25 protein-coding genes are annotated in these 24,324 nt (G+C 65.9%); 12 read left to right on the forward strand and 13 right to left on the reverse strand.

Features of this window, described 5'->3' with window-relative positions; translation table 11 throughout:
- The first annotated feature begins 16 nt into the window (after positions 1–16).
- Genes ABQF30_RS18565 through ABQF30_RS18575 form a run of 3 tightly spaced genes read left to right on the forward strand, consistent with a single transcriptional unit; the run spans position 17 to position 3,068 of the window.
- Positions 17–1,144 carry a hypothetical protein gene (locus ABQF30_RS18565; RefSeq protein WP_448466401.1) on the forward strand — a complete coding sequence of 376 codons (1,128 nt, stop codon included), beginning with the start codon at positions 17–19 and terminating at the stop codon, positions 1,142–1,144.
- Positions 1,145–1,146: 2 nt separating this feature from the next.
- Positions 1,147–1,929, forward strand: coding sequence for an SDR family oxidoreductase (locus ABQF30_RS18570; protein ID WP_448466403.1), 783 nt, complete (start codon positions 1,147–1,149; stop codon positions 1,927–1,929).
- Complete coding sequence (locus tag ABQF30_RS18575) at positions 1,926–3,068, forward strand: sulfotransferase family protein (RefSeq protein WP_448466405.1); 1,143 nt, start codon at positions 1,926–1,928, stop codon at positions 3,066–3,068. Before ABQF30_RS18570 ends, ABQF30_RS18575 begins: the two co-directional genes overlap by 4 nt.
- Before the next feature lie 4 nt (positions 3,069–3,072).
- Here ABQF30_RS18575 and ABQF30_RS18580 read toward each other — a convergent pair whose 3' ends face one another.
- The 3 genes from ABQF30_RS18580 to ABQF30_RS18590 all read right to left on the reverse strand — a co-directional run bounded on the left by ABQF30_RS18580 (position 3,073) and on the right by ABQF30_RS18590 (position 5,416).
- Positions 3,073–3,540, reverse strand: coding sequence for a hypothetical protein (locus ABQF30_RS18580; RefSeq protein WP_448466407.1), 468 nt, complete (start codon positions 3,538–3,540; stop codon positions 3,073–3,075).
- A complete protein-coding gene (locus ABQF30_RS18585) occupies positions 3,540–4,676 on the reverse strand; it encodes a 3-ketosteroid-9-alpha-monooxygenase, oxygenase component (protein ID WP_448466409.1) in 1,137 nt (378 codons plus the stop codon). Before ABQF30_RS18585 ends, ABQF30_RS18580 begins: the two co-directional genes overlap by 1 nt.
- Positions 4,677–4,780: 104 nt before the next feature.
- Positions 4,781–5,416, reverse strand: a complete 636-nt coding sequence (locus ABQF30_RS18590; protein WP_448466411.1) for a hypothetical protein — start codon at positions 5,414–5,416, stop codon at positions 4,781–4,783.
- A 62-nt stretch (positions 5,417–5,478) separates the two neighbouring features.
- Between ABQF30_RS18590 and ABQF30_RS18595 the strand changes: the two genes are divergently transcribed.
- Positions 5,479–6,003: a gamma carbonic anhydrase family protein gene (locus tag ABQF30_RS18595; protein WP_448466413.1), complete on the forward strand. Its 525-nt coding sequence runs from the start codon at positions 5,479–5,481 to the stop codon at positions 6,001–6,003.
- Positions 6,004–6,005: 2 nt separating this feature from the next.
- Here the strand turns inward: ABQF30_RS18595 and ABQF30_RS18600 are convergent, their stop codons facing one another.
- The 4 genes from ABQF30_RS18600 to ABQF30_RS18615 are packed head-to-tail and all read right to left on the reverse strand — an operon-like array spanning position 6,006 to position 10,140.
- Positions 6,006–6,884: a TIGR03619 family F420-dependent LLM class oxidoreductase gene (locus ABQF30_RS18600; protein WP_448466415.1), complete on the reverse strand. Its 879-nt coding sequence runs from the start codon at positions 6,882–6,884 to the stop codon at positions 6,006–6,008.
- The gene (locus ABQF30_RS18605; RefSeq protein ID WP_448466417.1) at positions 6,884–8,059 is read right to left on the reverse strand and encodes a thiolase family protein; all 1,176 of its coding nucleotides are present in this window, start codon (positions 8,057–8,059) and stop codon (positions 6,884–6,886) included. The genes ABQF30_RS18600 and ABQF30_RS18605 overlap by 1 nt, the downstream gene beginning before the upstream one ends.
- Positions 8,059–9,114: a thiolase family protein gene (locus ABQF30_RS18610; protein WP_448466419.1), complete on the reverse strand. Its 1,056-nt coding sequence runs from the start codon at positions 9,112–9,114 to the stop codon at positions 8,059–8,061. Before ABQF30_RS18610 ends, ABQF30_RS18605 begins: the two co-directional genes overlap by 1 nt.
- Positions 9,115–9,126: 12 nt before the next feature.
- The gene (locus ABQF30_RS18615; RefSeq protein ID WP_448466421.1) at positions 9,127–10,140 is read right to left on the reverse strand and encodes a Zn-ribbon domain-containing OB-fold protein; all 1,014 of its coding nucleotides are present in this window, start codon (positions 10,138–10,140) and stop codon (positions 9,127–9,129) included.
- Between the two features lie 83 nt (positions 10,141–10,223).
- Between ABQF30_RS18615 and ABQF30_RS18620 the strand changes: the two genes are divergently transcribed.
- The 3 genes from ABQF30_RS18620 to ABQF30_RS18630 all read left to right on the forward strand — a co-directional run bounded on the left by ABQF30_RS18620 (position 10,224) and on the right by ABQF30_RS18630 (position 13,232).
- Positions 10,224–11,255: an LLM class F420-dependent oxidoreductase gene (locus ABQF30_RS18620; protein ID WP_448466423.1), complete on the forward strand. Its 1,032-nt coding sequence runs from the start codon at positions 10,224–10,226 to the stop codon at positions 11,253–11,255.
- A gap of 91 nt (positions 11,256–11,346) precedes the next feature.
- Positions 11,347–12,027 (forward strand): acetoacetate decarboxylase family protein, encoded by a 681-nt coding sequence (locus ABQF30_RS18625; protein WP_448466609.1) that lies wholly within the window; start codon positions 11,347–11,349, stop codon positions 12,025–12,027.
- Entirely contained in the window at positions 12,024–13,232 is a 1,209-nt protein-coding gene (locus ABQF30_RS18630; RefSeq protein ID WP_448466425.1) for a cytochrome P450, read from the forward strand. Before ABQF30_RS18625 ends, ABQF30_RS18630 begins: the two co-directional genes overlap by 4 nt.
- A 206-nt stretch (positions 13,233–13,438) precedes the next feature.
- Here ABQF30_RS18630 and ABQF30_RS18635 read toward each other — a convergent pair whose 3' ends face one another.
- Together ABQF30_RS18635 and ABQF30_RS18640 are read right to left on the reverse strand one after the other, a co-directional pair.
- Positions 13,439–14,092: a nitroreductase gene (locus tag ABQF30_RS18635; RefSeq protein ID WP_448466427.1), complete on the reverse strand. Its 654-nt coding sequence runs from the start codon at positions 14,090–14,092 to the stop codon at positions 13,439–13,441.
- A gap of 43 nt (positions 14,093–14,135) precedes the next feature.
- The gene (locus ABQF30_RS18640) at positions 14,136–14,708 is read right to left on the reverse strand and encodes an HD domain-containing protein (RefSeq protein WP_448466429.1); all 573 of its coding nucleotides are present in this window, start codon (positions 14,706–14,708) and stop codon (positions 14,136–14,138) included.
- Between the two features lie 173 nt (positions 14,709–14,881).
- Here ABQF30_RS18640 and ABQF30_RS18645 point away from each other — a divergent pair, with 173 nt between their 5' ends.
- Positions 14,882–15,220, forward strand: a complete 339-nt coding sequence (locus ABQF30_RS18645) for a hypothetical protein (RefSeq protein WP_448466431.1) — start codon at positions 14,882–14,884, stop codon at positions 15,218–15,220.
- Positions 15,221–15,275: 55 nt separating this feature from the next.
- Here ABQF30_RS18645 and ABQF30_RS18650 read toward each other — a convergent pair whose 3' ends face one another.
- Positions 15,276–16,076 carry a crotonase/enoyl-CoA hydratase family protein gene (locus ABQF30_RS18650; protein ID WP_448466433.1) on the reverse strand — a complete coding sequence of 267 codons (801 nt, stop codon included), beginning with the start codon at positions 16,074–16,076 and terminating at the stop codon, positions 15,276–15,278.
- 69 nt (positions 16,077–16,145) lie between these two features.
- Here ABQF30_RS18650 and ABQF30_RS18655 point away from each other — a divergent pair, with 69 nt between their 5' ends.
- From ABQF30_RS18655 to ABQF30_RS18665, 3 genes are all read left to right on the forward strand, one after another.
- Positions 16,146–17,804, forward strand: coding sequence for a medium/long-chain-fatty-acid--CoA/3-oxocholest-4-en-26-oate--CoA ligase (locus tag ABQF30_RS18655; protein WP_448466434.1), 1,659 nt, complete (start codon positions 16,146–16,148; stop codon positions 17,802–17,804).
- Positions 17,805–18,926: an NAD(P)H-dependent flavin oxidoreductase gene (locus ABQF30_RS18660; protein ID WP_448466436.1), complete on the forward strand. Its 1,122-nt coding sequence runs from the start codon at positions 17,805–17,807 to the stop codon at positions 18,924–18,926.
- A 160-nt stretch (positions 18,927–19,086) separates the two neighbouring features.
- Complete coding sequence (locus ABQF30_RS18665) at positions 19,087–21,039, forward strand: FAD-dependent oxidoreductase (RefSeq protein WP_448466438.1); 1,953 nt, start codon at positions 19,087–19,089, stop codon at positions 21,037–21,039.
- Positions 21,040–21,048: 9 nt separating this feature from the next.
- On the opposite strand, the gene ABQF30_RS18670 is transcribed toward ABQF30_RS18665, so the two are convergent.
- Together ABQF30_RS18670 and ABQF30_RS18675 are read right to left on the reverse strand one after the other, a co-directional pair.
- On the reverse strand, positions 21,049–21,537 hold the full coding sequence (locus ABQF30_RS18670) for a DinB family protein (protein ID WP_448466440.1): 489 nt from the start codon (positions 21,535–21,537) through the stop codon (positions 21,049–21,051).
- 17 nt (positions 21,538–21,554) lie between these two features.
- Positions 21,555–23,108, reverse strand: coding sequence for a succinic semialdehyde dehydrogenase (locus ABQF30_RS18675; protein ID WP_448466442.1), 1,554 nt, complete (start codon positions 23,106–23,108; stop codon positions 21,555–21,557).
- A 129-nt stretch (positions 23,109–23,237) separates the two neighbouring features.
- Here ABQF30_RS18675 and ABQF30_RS18680 point away from each other — a divergent pair, with 129 nt between their 5' ends.
- Entirely contained in the window at positions 23,238–23,627 is a 390-nt protein-coding gene (locus ABQF30_RS18680; RefSeq protein ID WP_448466444.1) for a VOC family protein, read from the forward strand.
- Here the strand turns inward: ABQF30_RS18680 and ABQF30_RS18685 are convergent.
- Positions 23,570–24,286 (reverse strand): DUF6597 domain-containing transcriptional factor, encoded by a 717-nt coding sequence (locus ABQF30_RS18685; RefSeq protein ID WP_448466446.1) that lies wholly within the window; start codon positions 24,284–24,286, stop codon positions 23,570–23,572. The two genes, ABQF30_RS18680 and ABQF30_RS18685, sit on opposite strands and share 58 nt — an antisense overlap.
- Between the last annotated feature and the right edge of the window lie 38 nt (positions 24,287–24,324).

Below are 24,324 nucleotides of genomic sequence, written 5' to 3' on the forward strand. Positions count from 1 at the left end.
GCGGGAATGGAAGCCAATGTACTCACAGCCGCTGCTCGACGCCATCGCCGAGGCCGAGCGCCTCGTCACTGCCGCGCCGTTCATCGAATCCGAGGCCGACCTGCTGGAGGGCCTGCAGTACCTCGCGGGATGCGTCGCAGGCTGCACGCACCTCGCCTTCGACTACGACCGCGACCATCCCTTCCTGCAGTCGGGCACCGGCCCCTTCACCAAGATGGCCCTCGACAACCCGGACACGCTGTACTTCGGCACCCGGGTTCAGCCCGGCCACGAGTACGTCGTCACCGGCAAACGGGGCACCACGACTGATCTGAGCTTTCAGATGCTCGGCGGCGAATACACCGACGACAATGTGCCGGCGAGCCAGGCAGCATTCGACGACCGCGAACTCGACATCGCCGCCGACGGCACCTTCGAGTGGCGGGTCACCCCGACCAGCCCGTCGCAGTTGCTGGTCCGCGAGGTCTACAACGACTGGTCGGCACAGCGGGGCCACATCAGCGTCGCGCGCACCGACACGGCAGGCACCGCGCCGCCACCGTTGACCAAGGAACTGATCGAAAAGCGCTACGCCTTGGCGGGTAAGCAACTGGTGCAGCGGGTCAAGACGTGGCTGCAGTTTCCGCAGTGGTTCTACAACACCCTGCCCGTCAACACCATGGTGGCACCGCGCCTGACCCCTGGGGGGTTGGCGACGCAGTACTCGTCCGTCGGGCATTTCGACCTGACACCCGAGCAGGCGATGATCATCACTCTGCCGGTCACAGACGCGCCGTATCTCGGTTTCCAGCTGGGCAGCCTGTGGTACATCTCGCTGGACTACATCAACCACCAGACCTCGCTGAACGGGACTCAGGCGCAGGCGGATCCGGACGGCAAGATCCGTATCGTGGTGTCCGACGCCAACCCAGGGGTGACCAACTGGTGCGAAACCCTCGATCATTCCAAGGGGTACCTGCAGTTCCGCTGGCAGCGGTTGTCGCGTGAGTTGACCGAGGCCGACGGCCCGACGGTGGAAGTCGTGGACGTGGAGAGGGTCGCGGCGGCCCTGCCGTACTACGAGTCCAACAAGATCTCCGACGAGGACTGGCGAGCGCGGATTGCGCTGCGACAGAAGCAAATTCAAGACAGAATGGTGGGCTGACAATGACCGGGCTCCTTCAAGACAAAGTCGTCGTCATCAGCGGCGTCGGCCCCGCGCTTGGCACCACCCTGGCGCGTCGCTGCGCGGAGGCCGGCGCCGATCTGGTACTGGCCGCGCGCACCGTCGAACGCCTCGACGAGGTGGCCAAGCAGGTGACCGATCTCGGTCGGCGCGCGGTGTCCGTTGGCACCGACATCACCGACGAGGATCAGGTGGCGAACCTGGTGACGGCCTCGCTCGATGCCTACGGCAAGGTTGACGTATTGATCAACAACGCCTTCCGCGTGCCGTCGATGAAACCGTTGGCCAACACCACCTTCGACCACATGCGCGACGCGATCGAGCTGACCGTGTTCGGTGCCCTGCGGATGATCCAGGGCTTCACCCCGGCGCTGGCCGAGGCCAAGGGCTCGGTCGTCAACGTGAACTCGATGGTGGTGCGGCACTCCCAGGCCAAGTACGGCGCCTACAAGATGGCCAAGTCGGCGCTGCTGGCGATGTCACAGTCGCTGGCCACGGAGCTCGGCGATCAGGGCATCCGGGTGAATTCGATTCTGCCCGGGTACATCTGGGGCGGCACATTGAAGAGCTATTTCGAGCATCAGGCCGGCAAGTACGGGACCAGCGTCGACGACATCTACAACGCCGCCGCGGCAGGTTCCGACCTCAAGCGCCTACCCACCGAGGATGAGGTGGCCTCGGCGATCCTGTTCATGGCCAGCGATCTGTCGAGCGGGATCACCGGCCAGGCGTTGGATGTGAATTGCGGGGAGTACAAGGCATGACGCGCACCAACGTAGGGACGGTCGAGGACCTGCACGCCTCGGCGACCAAGGCGTGCGGTCTCGACGATTTCGGTGCCGACGACGACAACTACCTCGAGGCTCTCGGGGTGCTGCTGGAGTCATTTCAGCGGGATGCCGACCTCACCGAGCTCGGCAGCAAGATGCAGCGGTTCTTCACCCGAAATGCGTTGGTGGCCCGGTTGGTATCCGAGGCGGCGTGGAAGCAGCACCCGCAGCATGCCGACGTGACGATCGAACGGCCCATCTTCGTCACCGGCCTGCCTCGCACCGGCACCACGGTGCTGCACCGACTGTTGACAGCGGACCCGGCGCATCAGGGTCTGGAGATGTGGCTGGCCGAGTTCCCGCAGCCGCGCCCGCCGCGCGACACCTGGGCGTCGAATCCGGTGTATCAGCAGCTCGACGCGCAGTTCTCCCGTCACCACGACGAGAACCCGGATTACACCGGGCTGCATTTCATGACCGCCGACGAGGTCGAGGAGTGCTGGCAGTTGCTGCGCCAGTCGCTGCATTCGGTGTCCTACGAGACGCTGGCGCACCTGCCGACGTACGCCAATTGGCTGGCCCGCCAGGACTGGACCAAGTCGTATCAGCGTCATCGCCGCAACCTGCAGCTGATCGGACTCAATGACCCCGAGAAGCGTTGGGTGCTCAAGAATCCGAGCCACCTGTTCGCATTGGACGCGCTGTTCGCCACCTACCCGGACGCGCTGGTGATCCAATGTCACCGGCCGGCCGAGACCATCATGGCCTCGATGTGCTCGCTGTCGCAGCACACCACCGCGGGGTGGTCGAACAGTTTCGTCGGGGCCCAGATCGGGGCGGACGCGCTCGAGACCTGGTCGCGCGGCCTTGAATTGTTCAATGCCGAACGCGCCAAACATGATCCCGCGCAGTTCCTCGACGTCGACTACTCCGACTTCATCGCCGATCCGCTGAGCGCCGTGGAGAGCGTCTACCGGCATTTCGGGCTGCCCTACACCGATGCGGCCCGCACGGCCGTCGAAGCGGTGAACGAGGCGAGCAAGAGGGGGCCGCGGGCACCGAAACACACGTATTCACTTGCCGATTACGGGTTGACCGCCGAGACGGTCAAGGAGCGGTTCCGCGGACTCTAGAAAGCTAGCCGTCGCCGGGGGAGGGGGCCGAGGAGATCTCCTCCAGGCAGCCTTCGGCGATGGCGTGCTTGATGCTGTCGGACAGCCGCGGACATGACCGGGTGCGCGCGGGGTCGCCGCCGGATTCCCGGATCTCGTTGAACACCGCACAGCGTTGCGTCGCTTCGGAATTCCACTGCACAGAGGTGTGCTCCGGCCCGAGCTTCTTCACCTGGACCGCCACGTGGCAGAACCGGCAGTCCACCGACACCAGGCCCGAGGTCAGATACCGCTCCCGATCCCGTTCGGTCGCTTCCCGCACCGCTGCAGCGCGCTGCGGGTCGGCCGCGAAATCCGGTGCCTTGGACCAGGAACCGGAGCCGCGGCCACCGCCGGACGGGTGTTCGTCGTCGTCATGGCCGAGCAACTGCAGCATCGAGCGGGCCAGACGATCGACATCCGGCGTCTGGGTCCGCTCGTCGTGCGCAGTCATCAGCTGGGCTGCTCTGCCTTCTGCCGCTTGAGGTTCTCCTCGACCTCCACGTGCCACTTCTCGTTGGCGGCGGTGGTGTCGACTTCCATTTCGAAGCGGTCGGTCATCTCTGGAGTCACGTCAGCGACGTCGACATAGAACTGCTGGTACCAGCGCCGCATCTGGTAGACCGCGCCGTCCTCCTCGACCAGCAGCGGATTGTCGATGCGGGTCTTGTGCTTCCAGATCTCGACATCCTGCAGGAAGCCCTTGGAGACACCCTCGGTGAACGCTGACGCCAGTTTGTCGGTGGTGGCATCGTCCATGCCCTTGGGCTTTTCGACGATCACACCCCACTGCAGCACGAAGGAGTCCTGGGAAACCGGGTAGTGGCAGTTGATCAGGATCGACTCGGCCTTGAAGCCGCCGTAGTTGTTGTGCAGCCAGTTGATCATGAACGACGGCCCGAAATACGAAGCCTCCGAGTCCAGATGGGCTTCGCCGTACGCGGTGCCCATGTCGCCGATATCAGGGCGGCCCACGTTGTGCAGGTACTGCGACGCGATGTGACCTTCGAAGACGTTCTTGAAATACGTCGGCAGACCGAAGTGGATGTAGAAGAAGTGCGCCATGTCGGTGACGTTGTCGATGATCTCGCGGCAGTTGCTGCCCTCGATGAGCATCGAGTGCCACCGCCAGTCGGTCCAGCCGTCGTCGGCGAACTCGGGAATCTCCGGGATCTGCACCTCGGGCTGCGGCGGGTTGCCCTCATGGTCGTGCCAGACGAACAGCAGGCCGCCGCGCACGTCGGTGTGCCATGCCCGGGTGCGAGCCAACCGCGGGGTGCGCTTGGCGTAAGGCACGAGCTGGCACTTGCCGTCGCCGCCCCAGCGCCAGTCGTGGAACGGGCAGGCCACCGCGTCGCCCTTGATGGTGCCCTGCGACAAGTCGCCACCCATGTGCCGGCAGTAACCGTCGAGGATCTTCAGATCACCCGCCGAGTCGGCGAACACCACCAGCTTGGTGCCGAACGCCTCGACCGAGTGCGGCTTTCCGTCCCGGAAGTCCTTCACCGGCCCCAGGCAGTGCCATCCGCGCGCATATCGATCGGGCAGTGCACCGGTGTCGATCTCGCGAATTCCGACATTCTCAGCCATGACGCCTCCAGTCCTCACTCTCTAACTAGAACACGTTACAGTTTTTAGGTCGGGTCTGGCAATCAGGGGGGCGTGACCTGCGGCATACCCATGAGTCTGGATGCCTACTCCCGCTCGGGAAGTCCGATTCGCAGCGCGATCTGCTGCATCCTGCCCACACTGGCGACCATCTGCGGCGTCACCGGATCGTCCGTATTGCTGTCGAACTCGAGACGCACCAATGCGCGGCCCTGCGTGAACATCAACAGCGTGACAGCTTTGGAGCCATCGGGCGCGGTGCCGGCGATCACTGTGCCCCCGGAGCCCACGGGACTGGGCTGTGGCACCCCGCCGGTCACGATCGTGCTGACCGCGGCCGCTGCCTGCTGCAGTGTGGCCGACGCGGTGGCGACGTCCGGGTAGATCAGGATCGTGTCGGCGATGGCCCTGGTGTCGTCGGCGTTGACGAACAGGGCGCTGGCGCCGTCCTGGCCATCGGGATTGATGTTGGTGGACCGGGCGGTGAACGTGTCCGGCGGAATACTGACGTCCTCGGCCTGCAGCAGCAGATGGCTGTAGTCGGAAGCCTGCGCCTTCGGCGACGTCGTTGTGGGTGTCGGGACGGTCAGGCCCGGTGTCCTGCCCTGGCCCGAGCCGGTGGAGACCTGGGTGGCGTCGCAGGCGACGACACCGCCGACGACGGCTGCGGCGAGCCCGGCGGCGAGCAGGGACTTCAGGCGGAAGCCTGTCGTGAGCGACATAGTTACTGGGTACCGTACGCGCCGCGGCGATGCGACCGCCCAGGCTGCGGTATATGTGAACGATGCCGTTGTACTCGTTCGAGGGTCATGCGCCCACCGTCGACCCAAGCGCTTTCGTGGCCCCGACCGCCACGCTGATCGGCGACGTCACCGTCGAGGCCGGCGCCTCGGTGTGGTTCAACACCGTGCTGCGCGGGGACTTCGCGCCGATCGTGGTCCGGGAGGGCGCCAACGTGCAGGACGGGTCGGTGCTGCACGCCCCGCCCGGTATCCCGGTCGACATCGGCCCGGGTGCGACGGTGGCGCACATGTGCGTCGTGCACGGCGTGCACGTCGGTGCGGAGGCGCTGATCGCCAACCACTGCACGGTGCTCGACGGGGCCGTGATCGGACGACGCAGCCTCATCGCAGCGCACTCGCTGGTGATCGGCGGCACCAAGATTCCCGACGAGGTGCTGGTGACGGGCTCGCCTGCCAAGGTCAGAGGCCCGATCGCCGGGACCGGTGCCGAGACGTGGGTGAACACGAACCCGCAGGCCTACCAGGAGTTGGCGCAGCGGTACCTGGCTGGGCTGGAACCGCTTTAGGCTCAGCCCTGCCAGTCTGAATGGATATAGGTGTCGGCGAACCGCTTCAGCGAGTCTTTCTTCTTCTCGAGCGGTGCGTCGAATCCGAGACCCTCGAGCATCCAGGGAATCACGATGTTGTCGGTGATGCCCGCCTCGGCGAGTTCGCGATGTCCGTCGAGGTCGAACTTGTCGATGCACACGGCCTGGTACTCGAACGGTTCATCGGCCCGGCCGTACTCGGCGCGCAACTTGTTGATCGTGGACACCGTCTCGGCCAGTTGTGCACACGTCATCATCGCGCTGGTCCAGCCGTCGCCCACCCGGGCCGCCCGCTTGAGCGCCACCGGGGTGTGGCCGCCGACGTAGAACGGCACCGGTTCGGACGGTGCCGGGCTCATCTGCAGGCGCTCGAAGTCGTAGAACTCACCGTGGAACTCGACCATGCCGCCACCGAGCACGAGCTTGAGCACCTCGATCATCTCGTCGACGCGTGCGCCACGCTTGGCGAACGGCACCCCACACCATTCGAATTCCTCTGGCGCCCAGCCGATCCCCACGCCGAACCCGAACCGGTTGCCCGTCAGGTTCGCCACCGAACCGACCTGGCGGGCCAGCAGCAGCGGGTTACGTGAGCCCAGCTTCATGACGTTGGTGTAGAACCGCAGCCTCGAGGTCACCGCACCCATGGAGGCCGCCGCGATCAACGGGTCCACCCACGGGGTCTCGGCGTTCCACATCCGCGAACCGTCAGGCGTGTACGGATAGTCCGCGGCCTGCTTCTCCATGTAGAACAGCGAATCCGGCAGCGCGATGGAGTCGAAGCCCACCTCTTCTGCGGTGCGGGCCAGTCCGGTGAGGTGCTCGAGCGGGCCCATCGCCACGCTGAGCGTGTACTTCATCACTTGTCCGCTGGCTTGTCGGCGCCGACCACCCACATCGAGTAGTACTGCGCGCCACCGCCATACGCGTGGCCGAGCGCTTTGCGGGCGCCTTCGACCTGATGTTCGCCGGCCTTGCCCATCACCTGGATGGCCGACTCGGCGAAGCGGATCATGCCCGACGCACCGATCGGATTCGACGACAACACACCACCGGAGGGGTTGAACGGGATCCGGCCGCCGATCGCGGTTTCACCGGCCTCGGTGAGCTTCCAACCCTCGCCCTCTGGGGCGAAGCCCAGGTTCTCCAGCCACATCGGTTCGAACCAGGAGAACGGCACATAAACCTCGGCGACGTCGATCTCGTCGATTGGGCTGGTGATGCCCGCGTCGCGCCACAGCGCTGCGGAGGCATCCCGGCCGGCTTGCGGGTTCACCTGGTCGCGGCCGGAGTAGGCCAGCGGTTCGGTGCGCAGCGCGGTGGCGTGGATCCAGGCGACGGGATGACCTTCGGCCACCCGGGCATCGGCGGCCTGCTCATCGCCGATGACCATGGCCGCCGCGCCGTCAGAGGACGGGCAGGTCTCGTCGAAACGGATGGGATCCCACAGCATCTGGGAGCTCAGCACCTTCTCCAGCGTGATGTCGGGCTGATGCAGGTGAGCCAACGGGTTCTTCGCGCCGTTGAGCCGGTCCTTGACCGCGACCATGGCGCCGATGTGGTCCGGGGCTCCGGAGCGGCGGATGTAGGCCCGCACGTGCGGCGCGAAGTACCCACCCGCTCCCGCACCCACAGGCTTGGTGAACGGCACCGGAATGCTCAACGCCCACATGGCATTCGACTCGGACTGCTTCTCCCAGGCCATGGTGAGCACGCGGCGGTACTTCCCCGATTTCACCAGGCTGGCCGCGACGATGGCCGTCGAACCGCCCACCGATCCCGCGGTGTGCACGCGGATCAACGGCTTGTTGGTCGCGCCGGTGGCATCCGCCATGAACAGCTCGGGCATCATCACGCCCTCGAAGAAGTCCGGCGCCTTGCCGACGACCACGGCGTCGATATCGGCCATCGTCGAACCGGAATCCGCCAGTGCCCTGTCGATGGCCTCACGCACCAGGCCGTTCATCGACACGTCGTGACGCTTGGCGACGTACTTGGTCTGTCCGGTACCCAGTACCGCGGCTTTCTCAGCCATCACTTGCCCTCCATGACGGCAACCAGGTTCTGTTGCAGCGCAGCGCCGCTCGTGGCGTGAGCCAGAACCCGTCCCGCTGATCCGTCGAATATGTGTTGTGCGGCGAAGCCGATGCGCTCGAGCCCGGCGGTGAACATCGGGTTGGCCGCCAGGACTCCACCGGATGGGTTGACCTTCGTCGACCCGCCCAGCCCGATCGCCTCGGTGAGGATCAGCTGCTGGTGGGTGAACGGTGCGTAGAGTTCGGCGATCTCGATCGAGCTCGCGTCACCGCCCGTGGCAGCCTGGGCCGACGCGGCGGTCGACGGCGACGTGGTCAGGTCGCGGGCGCCGAGCACCGGGGTCTCGATGCGGTGTTCGAATCCGGTGATCCAGGCCGGGTTCTCGCGCAGTTCGCGGGCCTTGTCGCCGGCCGCCAGCACGATCGCCGCGGCACCGTCGGTGATCGGGGCGATGTCGTGGCGGCGCAGCGGGTCGGCGAAGAACGGCCGGTCCAGCAGCTCCTGCACGCTGGTCGCGGATTCGACGGAATCAACCCGGTCGGCAGCGCTGAACGATTCGAGCGCCACCTGGGCCATCTGCTCGGCCGTCCACTTACCGGCGTCGAGCCCGAAACGGGCCTGCAGCCCGGCCATCGACACTGAGTCGGGCCACAGCGGGGCCACCGAATACGGATCGGTCTGCAGGGCCAGCACCCGGCGCAGGATGCCTGCCGATGACTTGCCGAAGCCGTAGACCAGGGCGGTCTCGACCTCGCCGGTGAGGATCTTGATGTAGGCCTCATACAGCGCCCACGCCGCATCCATCTCCACGTGCGACTCGTTGATCGGCGGCACAGCGCCGATCGAGTCGATCGCCGAGATGAACGAGAATGCGCGGCCGGCAAGGTAATCCGAGGAGCCGGAGCACCAGAACCCGATATCGGTCTGCTGCAGGCCGAGCTCGGCGTACAACTGGGCGAAACACGGCATCAGCATCTCGACACCGTTGGTGGTGCCTTCAGTCCGGCGCACATGCGGGGCGTGCGCAAAGCCCACCACTGCTACTTCAGTCATTGCCTAATCCCTTTACAGGTGGTGCTTGTAGCTGTCGTAGTCGGCGTCGGGCTCACCCGTCGGCCGGAAATGCGAGATGTTGTCGATGCCAAGGCCCCACTCCTCCTGGGGTTTCCACACCGCTTCCACGCGCATCCCCATCCGCACTTCGGTGGCATCGATCTCGGTGACCAGATGCAGGAACGGGATGTCGGCACCATCGAGCAGCACATACGCCGCGACGTAGGGCGGCTTGATGCGCTGGCCCGCGAACGGGATGTTGATGATCGCGAACGTCGTCACAGTGCCCTTGTCCGGGAGCTCGACGTACTCGGTGAGCTGCTGGCCGGTCGCGGGGTCAGCCTCGCGAGCGGGGAAGTACACCTTGCCTTTTTCGCCGTTCGGCCCCGTCGTGCGCGCGCCGACCAGCTTGCCTTCCTGCAACGACCGCAGGTAGACACTCTCGGGGTGCGAGGCCGAGTGCTGGATCTCGATGGCCGACGGGGTCACCAGCATGGTCACCGGGTCACGATCGTCGGTCACATCGGGCACCGGCTCAGGGGCGTCGCCGGGCACGAAGTAGGCGATGTCGGTGATCGCGCCCACCGGCTCGTCGACCCAGTGCGCGTGCACCCGCATCCCGGTACTCACGGATTCAGAGGAAGCCGCGCCTCCCATATCCAACGCATGCAGCATGAGGGTGTCGGCACCGTCGAGCTTGATCAGCGCCCAGGCGAACGGGCGGTCCAGCGGCTGGCCCTCCAGTGGCTGAGGCTGCCACGTCCAGGACACCACTGTCCCGACGCTGGATACCGGGACGACCTCGGTCAGTGACTCGTAGGTGACCGGGTCATACTCAGCGGGTGGCACATGCACACGTCCGTCCGATCCGCGAACACCGACAATCCGGCGCTCACGCAGGGCGGTGAAGAACTGACTGAGCAGCGGGCCGACTGAACGGGTGTAGTCAAAAGACAGTTTCAGTGGCGCAGAAAGTGGCGGCTCGTGCTGATCTATCGAGGCCGGGCGGCTTTGGCTGGCTGTCACACAACGAGTAGAACAGGTTCTAAGAATCGTGGCAAGAACGGGTCGAAAGGCGAGCGAATGAACGCACGGGCGGGGTGGTGGGAATGAGGCTGGGTCTTCAGCTCGGATATTGGGGCGCGAAGCCGCCCACCAATCACGCGGAGCTCGTGGCTGCCGCCGAGGATGCCGCGTTCGACACCGTCTTCACCGCAGAAGCGTGGGGTTCGGACGCCTACACCCCGCTGGCCTGGTGGGGCCGCGAAACCACCCGCATGCGGCTGGGGACTTCGGTCATCCAGCTCTCGGCGCGTACCCCGACCGCGTGCGCGATGGCCGCGCTGACCCTGGACCATCTGTCCGGCGGCCGCCACATCCTGGGGCTCGGCGTGTCCGGGCCGCAGGTGGTCGAGGGCTGGTATGGCGCCAAGTTCCCCAAACCATTGGCCCGCACCCGCGAGTACATCGACATCATCCGCCAGGTGTGGGCCCGCGAAGCCCCCGTGACCAGCGCCGGACCGCACTATCCGTTGCCGCTGTCGGGGGAGGGCGCGACTGGTCTTGGCAAGCCGCTCAAGCCGATCACGCATCCGCTGCGGGCCGATATCCCGATCATGCTGGGTGCCGAAGGCCCGAAGAACGTCGCGCTGGCCGCCGAGATCTGCGACGGTTGGCTGCCGATCTTCTATTCGCCGCGTATCGCCGGCATGTACAACGAGTGGCTCGACGAGGGCTTCGCGCGGCCGGGTGCCCGACGTAGCCGCGAGGACTTCGAGATCTGCGCGACGGCGCAGGTCGTCGTCACCGACGACCGCCCCGCCATCATGGAGTTGATGAAGCCGCACCTGGCGCTGTACATGGGCGGAATGGGCGCCGAGGGCACCAACTTCCACGCCGATGTCTACCGCCGAATGGGCTACGCCGAGGTAGTCGATGACGTCACCAAGTTGTTCCGTAGCGACCGCAAGGACGAGGCGGCCAAGATCATCCCCGACGAACTCGTCGACGACTCGGCGATCGTGGGCGACCTCGACTACGTCAAGGAGCAGATCAAGGCGTGGGAGGCTGCGGGCGTGACCATGATGGTGGTCGGCGCGCGGTCAGCCGAACAGATCCGGGATCTCGCGGCGCTCGTGTAGACACTTGTTGCAACTTGTCTAGAACGCGTTCTAGATTTGGCGTGTGACCGACAACACTTCGCAGTACTCGATCGCCGGTCGACTGGTGACCATGCCCGTGCAGATCCGCACCGCCGACCAGCACATGGCGATGTTCTCGGTCGATGCCGACGCGGCGCAGCGCATGATCGACTACAGCGGACTGCACGTCTGCCGCTATCGGCCCGGCCGCGCCGTCGTCATCTTGATGCTCATGCGCTACGTGGACGGTGATCTGGGCGAGTACCTGGAGTACGGCACCAACGTCATGGTCAACCCACCCGGATCGAATGCAGGCGGGCTCCGTGCCCTGCAGTCCGCGGGGGCCTTCATCCATCACCTGCCGGTCGATCAGGCGTTCACCTTGGAAGCCGGCCGGAAGATCTGGGGCTATCCGAAGGTCATGGCGGACTTCACGGTTCGCGACGGCCGCCAGTTCGGGTTCGACGTCAGCATCGACGGGCAGCTGGCGGTGGGCATGGAGTTCCGGCCCGGCCTGCCGGTGCCGGCGGCATTCACCTCTAAGCCCCAGGTGCATCCGACGTACTCACACCTGGACGGCGTCACCCGCGAAACACCTGGGGAGATGCGGCTTTCCGGTGTCCGCTACCGGCTGGGCGGAGTGCAGTTGCGGCTCGGTGAGCACCCCTATGCCAAGGAACTCGCCGCACTGGGCCTGCCCAAGCGCGCGTTCATATCGAGTTCTGTTGAGAACGTGCAGATGACGTTCGGTGACGCCAAGGAGATTGCATGACCCAGGTTCTGTCCGTGAAGCCCGACGTCGATCTGGTCAACGGCACGTTCTACGCCGACGGCGGTGCTCGCGAGGCGTACCGCTGGATGCGGGCCAACGAGCCGGTGTTCCGGGATCGCAACGGTCTTGCAGCGGCCACCACCTACCAGGCGGTGCTCGACGCCGAGCGCAACCCCGAACTGTTCTCGTCCACCGGTGGTATCCGTCCCGATCAGCCCGGTATGCCGTACATGATCGACATGGACGATCCCCAACATCTGTTGCGGCGCAAGCTCGTCAACGCCGGGTTCACCCGCAAGCGCGTGATGGACAAGGTGCCCTCGATCGGGCGGTTGTGCGACACCTTGATCGACGCGGTGTGCGAACGGGGGGAGTGCGACTTCGTCCGCGACATCGCCGCGCCACTACCGATGGCGGTGATCGGCGACATGCTCGGCGTGCTGCCCTCCGAGCGCGAGATGCTGCTCAAGTGGTCCGACGATCTGGTGTGCGGGCTTTCTTCGCACGTGGACGAGACGGTCATCCAGAAGCTGATGGACACGTTCGCGGCGTACACCACATTCACCCAGGGGGAGATCACCAAGCGGCGGGCCAACCCGAGCGACGACCTGTTCTCGATCCTGGTCAACGCCGAGGTCGAAGGCCAGCGGATGAGCGACGACGAGATCGTCTTCGAGACGCTCCTGATCCTCATCGGCGGTGACGAGACCACGCGGCACACCCTGTCCGGCGGTACAGAACAGCTACTGCGCCACCGGGATCAGTGGGACGCCCTGGTTGCCAATCCGGAACTGTTGCCCGGCGCGATCGAGGAGATGCTGCGCTGGACCTCCCCGGTGAAGAACATGTGCCGCACACTCACCGCCGACACGGAGTTCCACGGCACCGAGTTGAAGGCCGGCGAAAAGATCATGCTGATGTTCGAGTCGGCCAACTTCGACGAATCGGTCTTCGAGAACCCCGACGAGTTTCGGATCGACCGGAACCCGAACAGCCACATGGCTTTCGGTTTTGGGTCGCATTTCTGTCTCGGTAACCAGCTGGCCCGGCTCGAGCTCAAGCTCATGACGGAGCGCGTCCTGCAGCGGCTGCCCGACCTGCGATTGGCTGACGGTGCCGAGGTTCCTCTGCGGCCCGCCAACTTCGTCAGCGGTCCCGAAGCCATGCCGGTGGTGTTCACGCCGACGGCTCCCGTGGGGGACTAGGTCACGGCGGATCAGGCGGCACCACAACCACGTTCGTAGCGCTGTGGCGGTCTGAGACGAGTTTCTCCGCCACACCGTTACTGACGCGGAGCACGCATCCCACATGAATACCGCTGGTGCTCAGTCGTATTGAGTGCCCACCCAGCCAGCGGCACTGTCGCTAGCAGTAGGGCAGGATGACATTCCTCGCGAGCCCGACTGCAGACTCAGTCCTCGCGGAACACCACGTTCTGGCTCACCGGATTTCGCGGTGTACGGATGGAGTTCGCCGGAAACTCAGGGTCGGCGTATCCGACGGCCAGGCCGCAGAGAATCCGCGTGTCCTCACCGATGTCGAGCTGTGAGCGCACCACATCGGGATAGCCGACAATGGATACCTGCACGCAGCTGTCCAGGCCGCGAGCCGTCAGCGCCAGCAGCAGCGTCTGCAGGAACATCCCGACGCCCACACCGTCGACGTAGTCAAGGTCCCGGTGGATGCAGACGATGCCGGCGAGCGGCGCCCGAAAGAATTCCCAGTTGCGCAGCACCACGGCGCGGCGGGCCTCGGCGTCGCGGCGGGCGATGCCCAGTGAACCGAACAGAGCGGCGCCGACCTCGAAGCGGTGGTGCGCGAATGCCTCAGGGAGTTCGGGGATCTGGGGATCGGAGGCTTGTGCCGCCTCCAACAGTGCCTTGACGAGCCGGTTGCGTGCGGCGCCGGAGGTGAACACCACCTGCCACGGCTGCACATTCGAGTTTGACGGCGCGCGGACGGCCAGTTCGAGGGCCTCGTCGACGAGCTCACGTGGCACGGGTTTGTCCGGCAGGAACAGCCGTGTCGAATGTCGCTCGGCAATGGCCTCTTCGAGGTCGTACATGGGTCACGACGGTATCGGCACCCGCGCGAGCCTGCCCAATCAATTAATCCAGGTAGGGGTCGCTGCGGCCACGGCGGGCCAGCCGATTGCGCACCCGCGCGGTCGCGGCGCGGATGTAGTCGTCGCGGCCGGGGTTGGCGAGCCCGCCGGGGGAGTCGGGGCCATGACGTTGCAGCTTCTCACGGAGTCGCTCCGACACGGTGACGAATGACCCGTCCTGTCGGGTGGTGTTGTCGGCAACGGTGAGTGCGTCGGAGCACTCGTCATCGGTGAACTCGAAAGCACTCAAAGATTCGTCGAGACCGCGTACCCGGGCCACGAAGCGGCTGCCGGAATGATGCGCGACCAGCGCGCAGATCGGCTCGGGCCAACCCTCGTCGCGCAGGTGCAGTGCGCCGTCGAGCGGATGGAAACCCGATCGCCGCAACCACGGTAGATAGCCGATGTCGTGTAACCACCCGGCGGCGATCAGCGCATCGATCTCAGATGGACCGACGGTGGCGCTGAGGGCTTCGCATCGGGCGGCGACGCCCGTGAGGTGGCTCAGTCGATCGGGATACTCGCGCATCATGTGCGTCGCGAGCTCGCGGGCCTTCTCCGCAAGAACCTCGGGCACATCGCCAAAGTTACGCATTCCTGGCGGTAGAGGCCGCTGGGTTGGCAGTGTGTTCGGGTCTCGGCCGCCCAATGTTTCTTTCGATGACAGACAGGTTCCGCTAGCCAGACTAATTAGATAGTCTTGGTAAGTGTGACGCGACGCTGACCACGATGACCAGAAGGGTGCACGCCATGGCACGACGAAGTTCTCAACGCAGACTGATCGGTGGGGTGATTGTCAGCGGCGCCATGTTGGCCGCCGCAATAGGATTGGCTGGAGCCGCGAACGCGGACGTGATCACGGGGTCGGTACCGGCGAGCGTGCAGACGATCGGGCTCGGCCCGCTGCACCCGCCACCGCCGCCGCCCCCACCGTTCTGGGGCCCGCCACCTCCGCCGAGATTCTGGGGTCCGCCGCCGCCTCCGCCCCCGCCGTTCTGGCGGCCTCCGCCTCCGCCGCGGTTCTGGGGTCCGCCGCCACCACCGCCGCGGCCATGGGGCCCGCCGCCTCCGCATCGTCCGCACTGGTGACCGGATAACACTGAGGCCCTGCTCGATTCGAGCAGGGCCTCAGTTGTGCCGTTGATTACTTCATCTGGAAGTTGGGTGCCCGCTTCTCCTTGAACGCCCGCGGGCCTTCCTTGGCGTCTTCGGAGAGGAACACCGGAATCCCGTTGGCGGTGTCGGGCTTGAAGGCATCCAGTTCATGCATGCCCTCGGTCTCGCGGATGGTCTTGAGGATCGCCTGCACTGCCAGCGGCCCGTTGTTGTTGATCACCTCGGCGATCTCCAGCGCCTTGTCCAGGGCCGTGCCGTCGGGAACCACGTGACCGATCAGCCCGTACTCCAGCGCTTGGGCGGCGGTGATGTGGCGGCCGGTCAGCAGCATGTCGCAGGCAATGGTGTACGGAATCTGGCGCACGAGCCGCACCGCGGATCCGCCCATCGGGTACAGGCTCCACTTGGCCTCGGAGATGCCGAACTTCGCACTCTCGCCGGCGACACGGATATCGGTGCCCTGCAGGATCTCGGTGCCACCCGCGATGGCGGGCCCCTCGACGGCGGCGATCAGGGGTTTGGTGAGCCGGCGGCCCTTGAGTAGCCCATCGATGCGCGACGGATCGTAGGCGCCGCTCTTGAACGAGTCCCCGGGCGGCGCCTTCGTGGCGGCCTTGAGGTCCATACCCGCGCAGAAGTAACCACCTGCGCCGGTGAGGATGCAGGTGCGGATCTCCGGATCGTTGTCGACGCGGTCCCACGCCGCAACCATGATCGAGAGCATCTCGGTGGAAAGCGCATTACGCGCCTCGGGCCGGTTCAGCGTCAGGATCAGGGTGTGTCCGCGCTGCTCAATGAGGGCATCGGGCCCTTTTTCGGACTCAGTCACCAGTACCTGCCTCCATGCATTGTTACCCCAGACTTGTCTCGAAATGTAACACGTTCTAGTTTAGGTTCTGTGGCTCTGAATATTGCGGACCTTGCCGAGCACGCCATCGATGCTGTGCCTGACCGTGTCGCGCTGATTTCCGGTGACGAACAGCTGACCTATGCGCAGTTGGAGGAGAAAGCCAACCGCCTCGCCCACTACCTGATCGACCAGGGCGTCAAGAAGGACGACAAGGTCGGCCTGTACTGCCGCAACCGCATCGAGATCGTCATCGCGATGCTGGGCATCGTGAAGGCCGGCGCGATCCTGGTCAACGTCAACTTCCGGTATGTCGAGGGTGAGTTGAAGTACCTGTTCGACAACTCCGACATGGTTGCGCTTGTGCATGAGCGTCGGTACGCCGACCGGGTCGCCAACGTGCTGCCGGAGACGCCGAAGGTCAAGACCATCCTGGTGGTCGAAGACGGAACAGAAGGACCAGCCGATGACTTCCTCAAATACGGCGGTGTCGCGTTCGAGGAGGCGCTGGCCAAGGGCTCACCGGAACGTGACTTCGGCCCGCGCAGCGAGGACGACATCTACCTGCTCTACACCGGCGGCACCACCGGCTTCCCGAAGGGCGTGATGTGGCGCCACGAGGACATCTACCGGGTGCTGTTCGGCGGCACCGACTTCGCGACCGGCGAGCCCATCGCCGACGAGTACGACCTGGCCAAGCAGGCCGCGGCGAACCCGCCGATGGTCCGGTTGCCGATACCGCCGATGATCCACGGCGCCACGCAGTCGGCGACTTGGATGGCGCTGTTCTCCGGCCACACCGTGGTGCTGGCGCCCGAGTTCGACGCCGACCAGGTCTGGCGAATGATCCACGACCACAAGGTCAATCTGCTCTTCTTCACCGGCGATGCGATGGCGCGGCCACTGCTCGACGCCCTGCTGGCCCATCAGGATGCCGGGAACGAATACGACCTGTCGTCGCTGTTCCTGCTGGCCAGCACCGCCGCGCTGTTCTCCACGAGCCTCAAGGAGAAGTTCCTTGAGCTGCTGCCCAACCGCATCATCACCGATTCGATCGGTTCGTCGGAGACCGGTTTCGGCGGCACCAGCATCGTTGCCAAGGGGCAGTCGCACACCGGTGGCCCGCGGGTGACGATCGACAAAAACACCGTGGTGCTCGATGACGACGGCAACGAGGTGGTGCCCGGTTCGGGCGTGCGCGGCATCATCGCCAAGCGCGGTCACATCCCGGTCGGCTACTTCAAGGACGAGAAGAAGACGGCGGAGACGTTCAAGACCATCAACGGGGTGCGGTACGCGATTCCCGGCGATTACGCCGAGGTCGAGGCCGACGGCAGCGTGACCATGCTCGGCCGCGGTTCGGTGTCGATCAACTCCGGTGGCGAGAAGATCTACCCCGAAGAGGTCGAGGCCGCGCTGAAGGGTCACCCGGACGTGTTCGACGCGCTCGTGGTCGGTGTCCCGGATCCGCGGTTCGGCCAGCACGTCGCAGCCGTCGTGCAGCCGCGCGAAGGCGCCAGCCCGACGCTCGCCGAACTCGACACCTTCGTGCGCACCGAGATCGCGGGATACAAGGTGCCGCGCAGCCTCTGGCTGGTGGACGAGATCAAGCGCTCACCCGCGGGCAAGCCCGATTACCGCTGGGCCAAGGACACCACCGAGGAGCGGGCGGCCGACGAGGTGCACGCCAACCACGTGGGAGCGAACTAGATGAAAACTGAGCTCTGCGACCGGTTCGGTATCGAATATCCGATCTTCGTGTTCACCCCGTCGGAGAAGGTGGCGGCCGCGGTCAGCAAGGCCGGTGGTCTCGGCGTGCTGGGTTGCGTGCGGTTCAACGACGCCGACGACCTGGAGAACGTCCTGCAGTGGATGGACGCCAACACCGACGGCAAGCCCTACGGCGTCGACATCGTGATGCCGGCCAAGATCCCCACCGAGGGCACGGCCGTCGACATCAACAAGCTGATTCCGCAGAGCCACCGCGACTTCGTCGCCAAAACCCTTGCCGATCTTGGCGTTCCGCCGCTGCCGGAGGACGAGGAGCGCAACGAGGGTGTGCTGGGCTGGCTGCATTCGGTGGCCCGCTCGCACGTGGACGTCGCACTCAAGCACCCGATCAAGCTGATCGCCAACGCGCTTGGCTCGCCGCCGAAGGACGTCATCGACCAGGCCCATGCCGCCGGTGTCCCGGTTGCCGCCCTTGCCGGCAGTGCCAAACACGCACTGCGCCACGTCGAGAACGGCGTGGACATCGTTGTCGCCCAAGGCCATGAGGCCGGTGGGCACACCGGTGAGATCGGCTCGATGGTGTTGTGGCCCGAAATCGTTGATGCCCTTGACGGTAAGGCGCCGGTGCTGGCCGCGGGTGGTATCGGTAGCGGCAAGCAGGTCGCCGCGGCGCTGGCACTGGGAGCATCAGGTGTGTGGATGGGTTCGGCGTTCCTGACGTCGGCCGAATACGACTTGGGCCACCGCCTGCCCGGCGGGACCTCGACTATCCAGGAGGCGCTGCTGCGTGCCGGCACCGCCGACACCGTGCGGCGCAAGATCTACACCGGCAAGCCGGCCCGCCTGCTCAAGACCAAGTGGACCGACGCCTGGGATGCCCCGGACGCTCCGGAACCACTGCCGATGCCGCTGCAGAACATTCTGGTCAGCGAGGCACACCAGCGGATGAACGAGTCGGACAACCCCGACACCGTGTCGATGCCGGTGGGCCAGATTGTGGGCCGGATGAACGAGATTCGCCCGGTCGCCGACATCATCGGGGAGCTGGTCAGCGGGTTCGAGGCAGCCACCAAGCGCCTGGACGGTATCGCCGAGGGCTGATTTCCTGCTCGCGCAAGCAAAGGTTGTCTCCGGAACACAACAGGTCGGCAGGACTTGGTTGCCGCGGTACATCGTTCTCGGTGTGATCGATCGGTAATTTTCCTCGCGAACGTGACGCCGCTCGCATCAGTGCGGTGTTCACCTGTACCCGAGGAGAACCATGAACGCGCCGATTGCCGATACCCATCGCCTGGTGCTGCGCGCCCTGGCCGACACCGTCGTGCCGTCGATGAAGCGCGACGAGGACCTCACCGGGTTCTGGGCGCTGTCGGGCAGCGACCTGCATGCCGATGCCGGAGTGGAGATGGCACTCGCGGCGATGCCGGAGGAACAGCGCGCGGGCCTGCTGGGCCTGCTCGACGTGCTGCATGCCCAGGGTTTTGTCAGCGGATCCGTTGCGGTCCGTGAGCAGATCCTCGCCAATGTCGCTCAACTCGGTATGCCTGCCGCCGCGGCAATCAATGCGCTGCAGTCGCTGACGCTGGCCTTCGCCTATGCCGGGCCGGATCCGCAGACCGGGTCGAATCCCATGTGGGCGGGGTTCGGATATCCGGGTGCTCCTGCTGTTGAGCCGGGTGCAGGCGCCGGGTTCGAGCCGTACCTGCCTGACGGCCCGGTGATCGAAGCCGATGTCTGCGTGGTCGGTTCGGGAGCGGGCGGCGGCCTGATCGCCGGGATGCTCGCCGACGCGGGTCTGGACGTCGTGGTGCTCGAGGCGGGCGGTAATCACAACGAATCCGACTTCAGCGGACTCGAACTGCCTGCATTCCAGCAACTGTTCTGGCACGGCGGCCCCACCCCGAGCGCCGATTTCAACGTCACGCTGCTGGCCGGGTCAACGCTGGGCGGCGGGCCGACGGTCAACTGGTCCAACTGTCTGCGCACGCCCGTGCATGTGCGCGAGCAATGGGCGCGTGACTTCGGAATGGCGGGCGTCGACGGACCGGACTTCGACAAGCACCTCGATGCCGTCTGGACCCGGCTCGGGGTCAACCCCGACTGCTCGGATCTCAACGGCCCGCACGAGCGGATGCGCGACGGCGCCGCGGAACTCGGTTGGTCGTTCACGACGCTGGACCGCAACGCCGATCCCGCCGCGTACTCGCCCGACACCGCGGGCTACATCGGCATGGGGGACCGGTCCGGTGCAAAGCTCGACGTGCGTCGCACCTACCTACACGACGCCGTGACCGCCGGAGCGCGGGTGATCGTTCGGTGCAACGCGCAGCGCGTGCTCACCGAGGACGGCCGCGCGACCGGGGTTGCGGCGACGTTCCTCGATCCACGGACGGGCGCCGACACCGGTCTGGAGATCCGCGCCCCGCGCGTCGTGGTGGCCTGCGGCTCGCTGGAGTCGCCGGCGCTGCTCCTGCGCTCCGGCATCGGAGGGCCTGCCGTCGGTCGCAACCTGCACCTGCACCCCGTGGTGGCGACGCTCGCGCTGCACGACGAGCCGCAGCGGCCCTGGTGGGGCGCTCCGATGACGGCGATGGTCGACGAGTTCGCCGATGTGGAGGACGGCTACGGCATCCTGATCCAGGGTGTGCAGTGGTCGAACTCGCTGATCGCCGGCGGGATGGCGCGCTCGTCGGGCGAAGAGCTCAAGGAAACGATGGCCCAGCTGGAGAATGCGTCCTGGTTCGTCGGGATCGTCCGTGACCGCGGGGCCGGCCGCGTGACGATCGACGAGGCGGGCAATGCCGTCGTGCATTACGAGGTCACCGACGAAATCGACGTGCGTAACGAGCAGCGGTCGCTCGAAGCCCAGATCCGTCTGCACGCCGCGAGCGGAGCTCGCGAGATCGTGCCGTTTGCGGCCACCGCGACCCGCTGGCGCAAGGGTGAGGATCTCGACGAGTTCATCGAGAAGATGAAGGACATCCGCTTCGGCGCGGGTGGACATCGGGTGTTTTCCGCGCATCAGATGAGCAGTTGCCGGATGGGGCCGGATCCCGCGACGTCCGTTGCGAGCCCGTGGGGCGAACTGCATGACACACCCGGCGTCTACGTCGGCGATGCGAGCGCGCTGCCGACCGCCACCGGAGTCAATCCGATGATCTCGACGATGGCCGTCGCGCACCGCACCGCCGAGTACCTGATCAGTCAGCGCTGAAGCCGGCGCTCAGACGCCGGTTGTGCCGTCGATCTTTTCGCGGAGCAGATCGGCGTGGCCACAATGTCGGGCGTACTCGCCGATCATGTGCGCATAGATCCAGCGCAACGTCACTTCGCCGCCCATGAACGGACTCGTGGCTTCGAGTTCCCTGCCGGCGCAGTTGGCTCGCGACTGTTGGATCTCGGATTGCCAGGTGCGGCAGACGGCTCCGAACGTAATGTCCAGCGCTGGGTCGAAGCCGCCGTCGTGCCCGTCGGTGGAACGCGGGCCGTAGATCGGTGGCACATCCTCGCCGAGCAGTACCCGGCGGAACCAGTTCCGCTCGACCTCGGTTTCATGCTGCACGAGGCCCATCAGCGTCATCGTCGACGGCGGCGCCGAAGCGGTTCGCACCTGTTCCTCCGTCAGCCCTGCGCATTTCATGGCCAGCGTCGCGCGGTAGAAGTCGAGCCAACTCTCCAGGTTCGTGCGCTCGTCGGCGGTCAGTGACGGCATGGGCCTCTCGGTGGGGCTCACCGCCCGGGCAACTTCTGCACCGCCTGGATCATCGGGGTCAGCGCCTTCTGCCAGAACGTCTGTGAAATCCCGAGCGGCGGGTCGAGATTCAGCACCCGCGCGGTAGACACCGTCTGCGACTCGGTGTACTTGAGAATGCCGTCGGCGCCATGGCGGCGGCCCACGCCGGAGGCCTTCATGCCGCCCATCGGGGCGGCGGTGCTGCCGAATGCCAGAGCGTAGCCCTCGTCGACATTGACGGTGCCGCTGTTGATCCGCACGGCGATCGCCTCGCCCTCGGCCTTGCTGGCGGCCCAGACGCTGGCGTTGAGGCCGTACTCGGTGTCGTTGGCCTTCTCGATGGCCTCGTCGACGGAATCGACCGGATAGATCGACACCAGCGGACCGAACGTCTCGTTGCGGGCGCATTCCATTTCGTCGGTGACGTCCGACAGCACGGTCGGCTCGTAGAACAGCGGTCCGATGTCGGGTCGGGCGTTGCCGCCGGCGATCACCTTGGCGCCCTTGACCTTTGCGTCGTCGACGTGGCCGGAGACGGTCTTGACCTGATCCTCGGAGATCAGGCTGCCCATGTCGGCGGTGAAGTCGTATGCGCCGGACAGCTTCATATTGCGCACCTGCTCGCCGAACTTGGCGGTGAATTCGTCGGCGATGTCGCGCTCGACGTAGATGCGTTCGATCGAGATGCACAACTGCCCGGCGTTGGAGAAGCAGGCCCGGGTCGCGGCCTTGGCGGCCACATCGAGGTTGGCGCCCTTGGTGACGATCATCGGGTTCTTGCCGCCGAGTTCGGCGGAGAAGCCGATCAACCGACGGCCGCACTGCTCGGCCAGGGACCGGCCGGTGGCGGTGGATCCGGTGAACATCAGGTAGTCACAGTTCTCGACGATCGCGGTGCCCACCACCGAGCCAGGGCCGGGCACCACCGCGAACACCTCGCGCGGCAGGCCGGCTTCATACAGCAGTTCGGCGTTGGCCAGCGTGCAATACGGGGTCTGGCTGTCGGGTTTCACCACCACTGCGTTGCCGGCCAGCAGCGCGGGGATGGAGTCCGAAATCGACAGTGTCATCGGGTAGTTCCACGGTGAGATCACCCCGACGACACCCTTGGGGTGATGGTTCACCACGGTCTTGACCACGGCGGGCAGCAGGCCCTGAACGCGCTTGGGTGCCAGCAGCTTGGCGGCCTGGCGTGCGTAGTAGCGCGAGTTCAGCATGATGTCGACGAGTTCTTCCTGGGCCGCCGACCGGGCCTTGCCGGTTTCGGCCTGCGCCACATCCATCAGGAAGTCGCGGTTGCGGGCCACCAGTTCGCGGTACCGCTCGATGATCGCGCAGCGTTCCTTGACGGGGCGGCGAGCCCATTGCACCTGCGCGGCCCTGGCCTTGGCGAAGGCGGCCGTGACGTCGTCGGCGGTCCCGACCGGAATGGTGGTCAGGTCGCGGCCGGTGAACACTTCCTCGATCGACTTCGACTGGCGGGCGTCGACATCCTCGATCGCAACGAGATTGCGCAGGCGCGCGAAGTCGGCGGCGGACGGAGCGGGCATGACTGACACTCCCTACTGGCGAGTAACAAACGGTTACGGCCAACCTACTTCCTACCGTCGGTCCGACCAAGAGGCGGCTTGTCCGATTTGTTCATGACTGAGTCCGTCGCATCGTCATAACCTGCAGGTATGCCACTTGAACCGACATCGGCGGTCATCGAGATCGTCGCCAACGACCTGTCCCGAACTCTCGACTTCTATCGGCTGCTGGGCCTTGAGGTGCCCGCGCCCGACGGCCCGCACGTCGAGGTTGACCTGCCCGGTGGCAACAAGCTCGCCTTCGACACCGAGGAGGTGATCGCCGGCATGCACCCGGGGTGGACCCCGCCCGCCAGTGCGGGTCGAGTCGCGATCGCGTTCGGTCTGGGTGCGCCCGCCGACGTCGACGCGCTCTACGAACGTCTCACCGCGGCCGGTCACCCTGGCATGCTCGAACCGTTCGACGCGCCGTGGGGTCAGCGTTATGCAACGGTCGAGGACCCCGACGGCACGTCGGTGGATTTGTTTGCGGCGCTATAGAGCTGACGTAGCGGCACGCCGGCCAGGGCGCGTACTTCGCGGTGCAGATGAGGCTGATCGGCGTAGCCGGCTTGCGCTGCGACCATCGCCGGCGTCAGGCCGGCGTCGAGTAGCCGCACGGCGCGGCGGAACCGCAGAACGCGACGTAGCATCGCCGGCCCGTACCCGTAGACAGCCGAACACTGGCGTTGCAGGGTCCGGCTCGACCAGCCGATATCGGATGCGGTGTCGCTGACCGCCGCCCCGTCGGCGAGCCGTCGGGTCACTTGTCCGAGCGCGGCCAACGACCACGGCGCAGTCTCGGCGCGCGGTGATTCGGTGGCAAGCGCGATGGTGAGCGCTTCCAGCGAGCGGTCGTGGCGGACGGTACGCAGATCGTGCAGGGCCACCCGGGTATTGCGGAGTTCGGCGGCGGGCACGCCGAGCAGTCGGGGCAGGACCCCAGGCCGGAACCGCAAGCCCCGTAGGGGTTCCGGGCTCCCCGCGGCGAGAAAAGCCGTGGTATCGGGGCCGGCCACGATCGTCTGGTCGCCGGACCGGATCAGATCCATGCAGCCGTCGGGCAGCACCCGACCGGGTTCCACGCGCCCGGTGCGCAGCCAACTGCATTGGACCAGTGCGTGCAGTTCAGGTGAGGGAGCCTGCTCGCGATAGCTCACTGCCTCGACGGTACCCGCGTCGGTATGCGGTTGAATCG

This window comes from Mycolicibacterium sp. XJ870, assembly GCF_053483975.1.

Coding starts and splice junctions, on each gene's coding strand:
- ABQF30_RS18565 (WP_448466401.1), top strand. CDS start 17: ATGTACTCACAGCCGCTGCTCGACGCCATCGCCGAGGCCGAGCGCCTC.
- ABQF30_RS18570 (WP_448466403.1), top strand. CDS start 1,147: ATGACCGGGCTCCTTCAAGACAAAGTCGTCGTCATCAGCGGCGTCGGC.
- ABQF30_RS18575 (WP_448466405.1), top strand. CDS start 1,926: ATGACGCGCACCAACGTAGGGACGGTCGAGGACCTGCACGCCTCGGCG.
- ABQF30_RS18580 (WP_448466407.1), bottom strand. CDS start 3,540: ATGACTGCGCACGACGAGCGGACCCAGACGCCGGATGTCGATCGTCTG.
- ABQF30_RS18585 (WP_448466409.1), bottom strand. CDS start 4,676: ATGGCTGAGAATGTCGGAATTCGCGAGATCGACACCGGTGCACTGCCC.
- ABQF30_RS18590 (WP_448466411.1), bottom strand. CDS start 5,416: ATGTCGCTCACGACAGGCTTCCGCCTGAAGTCCCTGCTCGCCGCCGGG.
- ABQF30_RS18595 (WP_448466413.1), top strand. CDS start 5,479: ATGCCGTTGTACTCGTTCGAGGGTCATGCGCCCACCGTCGACCCAAGC.
- ABQF30_RS18600 (WP_448466415.1), bottom strand. CDS start 6,884: ATGAAGTACACGCTCAGCGTGGCGATGGGCCCGCTCGAGCACCTCACC.
- ABQF30_RS18605 (WP_448466417.1), bottom strand. CDS start 8,059: ATGGCTGAGAAAGCCGCGGTACTGGGTACCGGACAGACCAAGTACGTC.
- ABQF30_RS18610 (WP_448466419.1), bottom strand. CDS start 9,114: ATGACTGAAGTAGCAGTGGTGGGCTTTGCGCACGCCCCGCATGTGCGC.
- ABQF30_RS18620 (WP_448466423.1), top strand. CDS start 10,224: ATGAGGCTGGGTCTTCAGCTCGGATATTGGGGCGCGAAGCCGCCCACC.
- ABQF30_RS18625 (WP_448466609.1), top strand. CDS start 11,347: ATGCCCGTGCAGATCCGCACCGCCGACCAGCACATGGCGATGTTCTCG.
- ABQF30_RS18630 (WP_448466425.1), top strand. CDS start 12,024: ATGACCCAGGTTCTGTCCGTGAAGCCCGACGTCGATCTGGTCAACGGC.
- ABQF30_RS18635 (WP_448466427.1), bottom strand. CDS start 14,092: ATGTACGACCTCGAAGAGGCCATTGCCGAGCGACATTCGACACGGCTG.
- ABQF30_RS18645 (WP_448466431.1), top strand. CDS start 14,882: ATGGCACGACGAAGTTCTCAACGCAGACTGATCGGTGGGGTGATTGTC.
- ABQF30_RS18660 (WP_448466436.1), top strand. CDS start 17,805: ATGAAAACTGAGCTCTGCGACCGGTTCGGTATCGAATATCCGATCTTC.
- ABQF30_RS18665 (WP_448466438.1), top strand. CDS start 19,087: ATGAACGCGCCGATTGCCGATACCCATCGCCTGGTGCTGCGCGCCCTG.
- ABQF30_RS18670 (WP_448466440.1), bottom strand. CDS start 21,537: ATGCCGTCACTGACCGCCGACGAGCGCACGAACCTGGAGAGTTGGCTC.
- ABQF30_RS18675 (WP_448466442.1), bottom strand. CDS start 23,108: ATGCCCGCTCCGTCCGCCGCCGACTTCGCGCGCCTGCGCAATCTCGTT.
- ABQF30_RS18680 (WP_448466444.1), top strand. CDS start 23,238: ATGCCACTTGAACCGACATCGGCGGTCATCGAGATCGTCGCCAACGAC.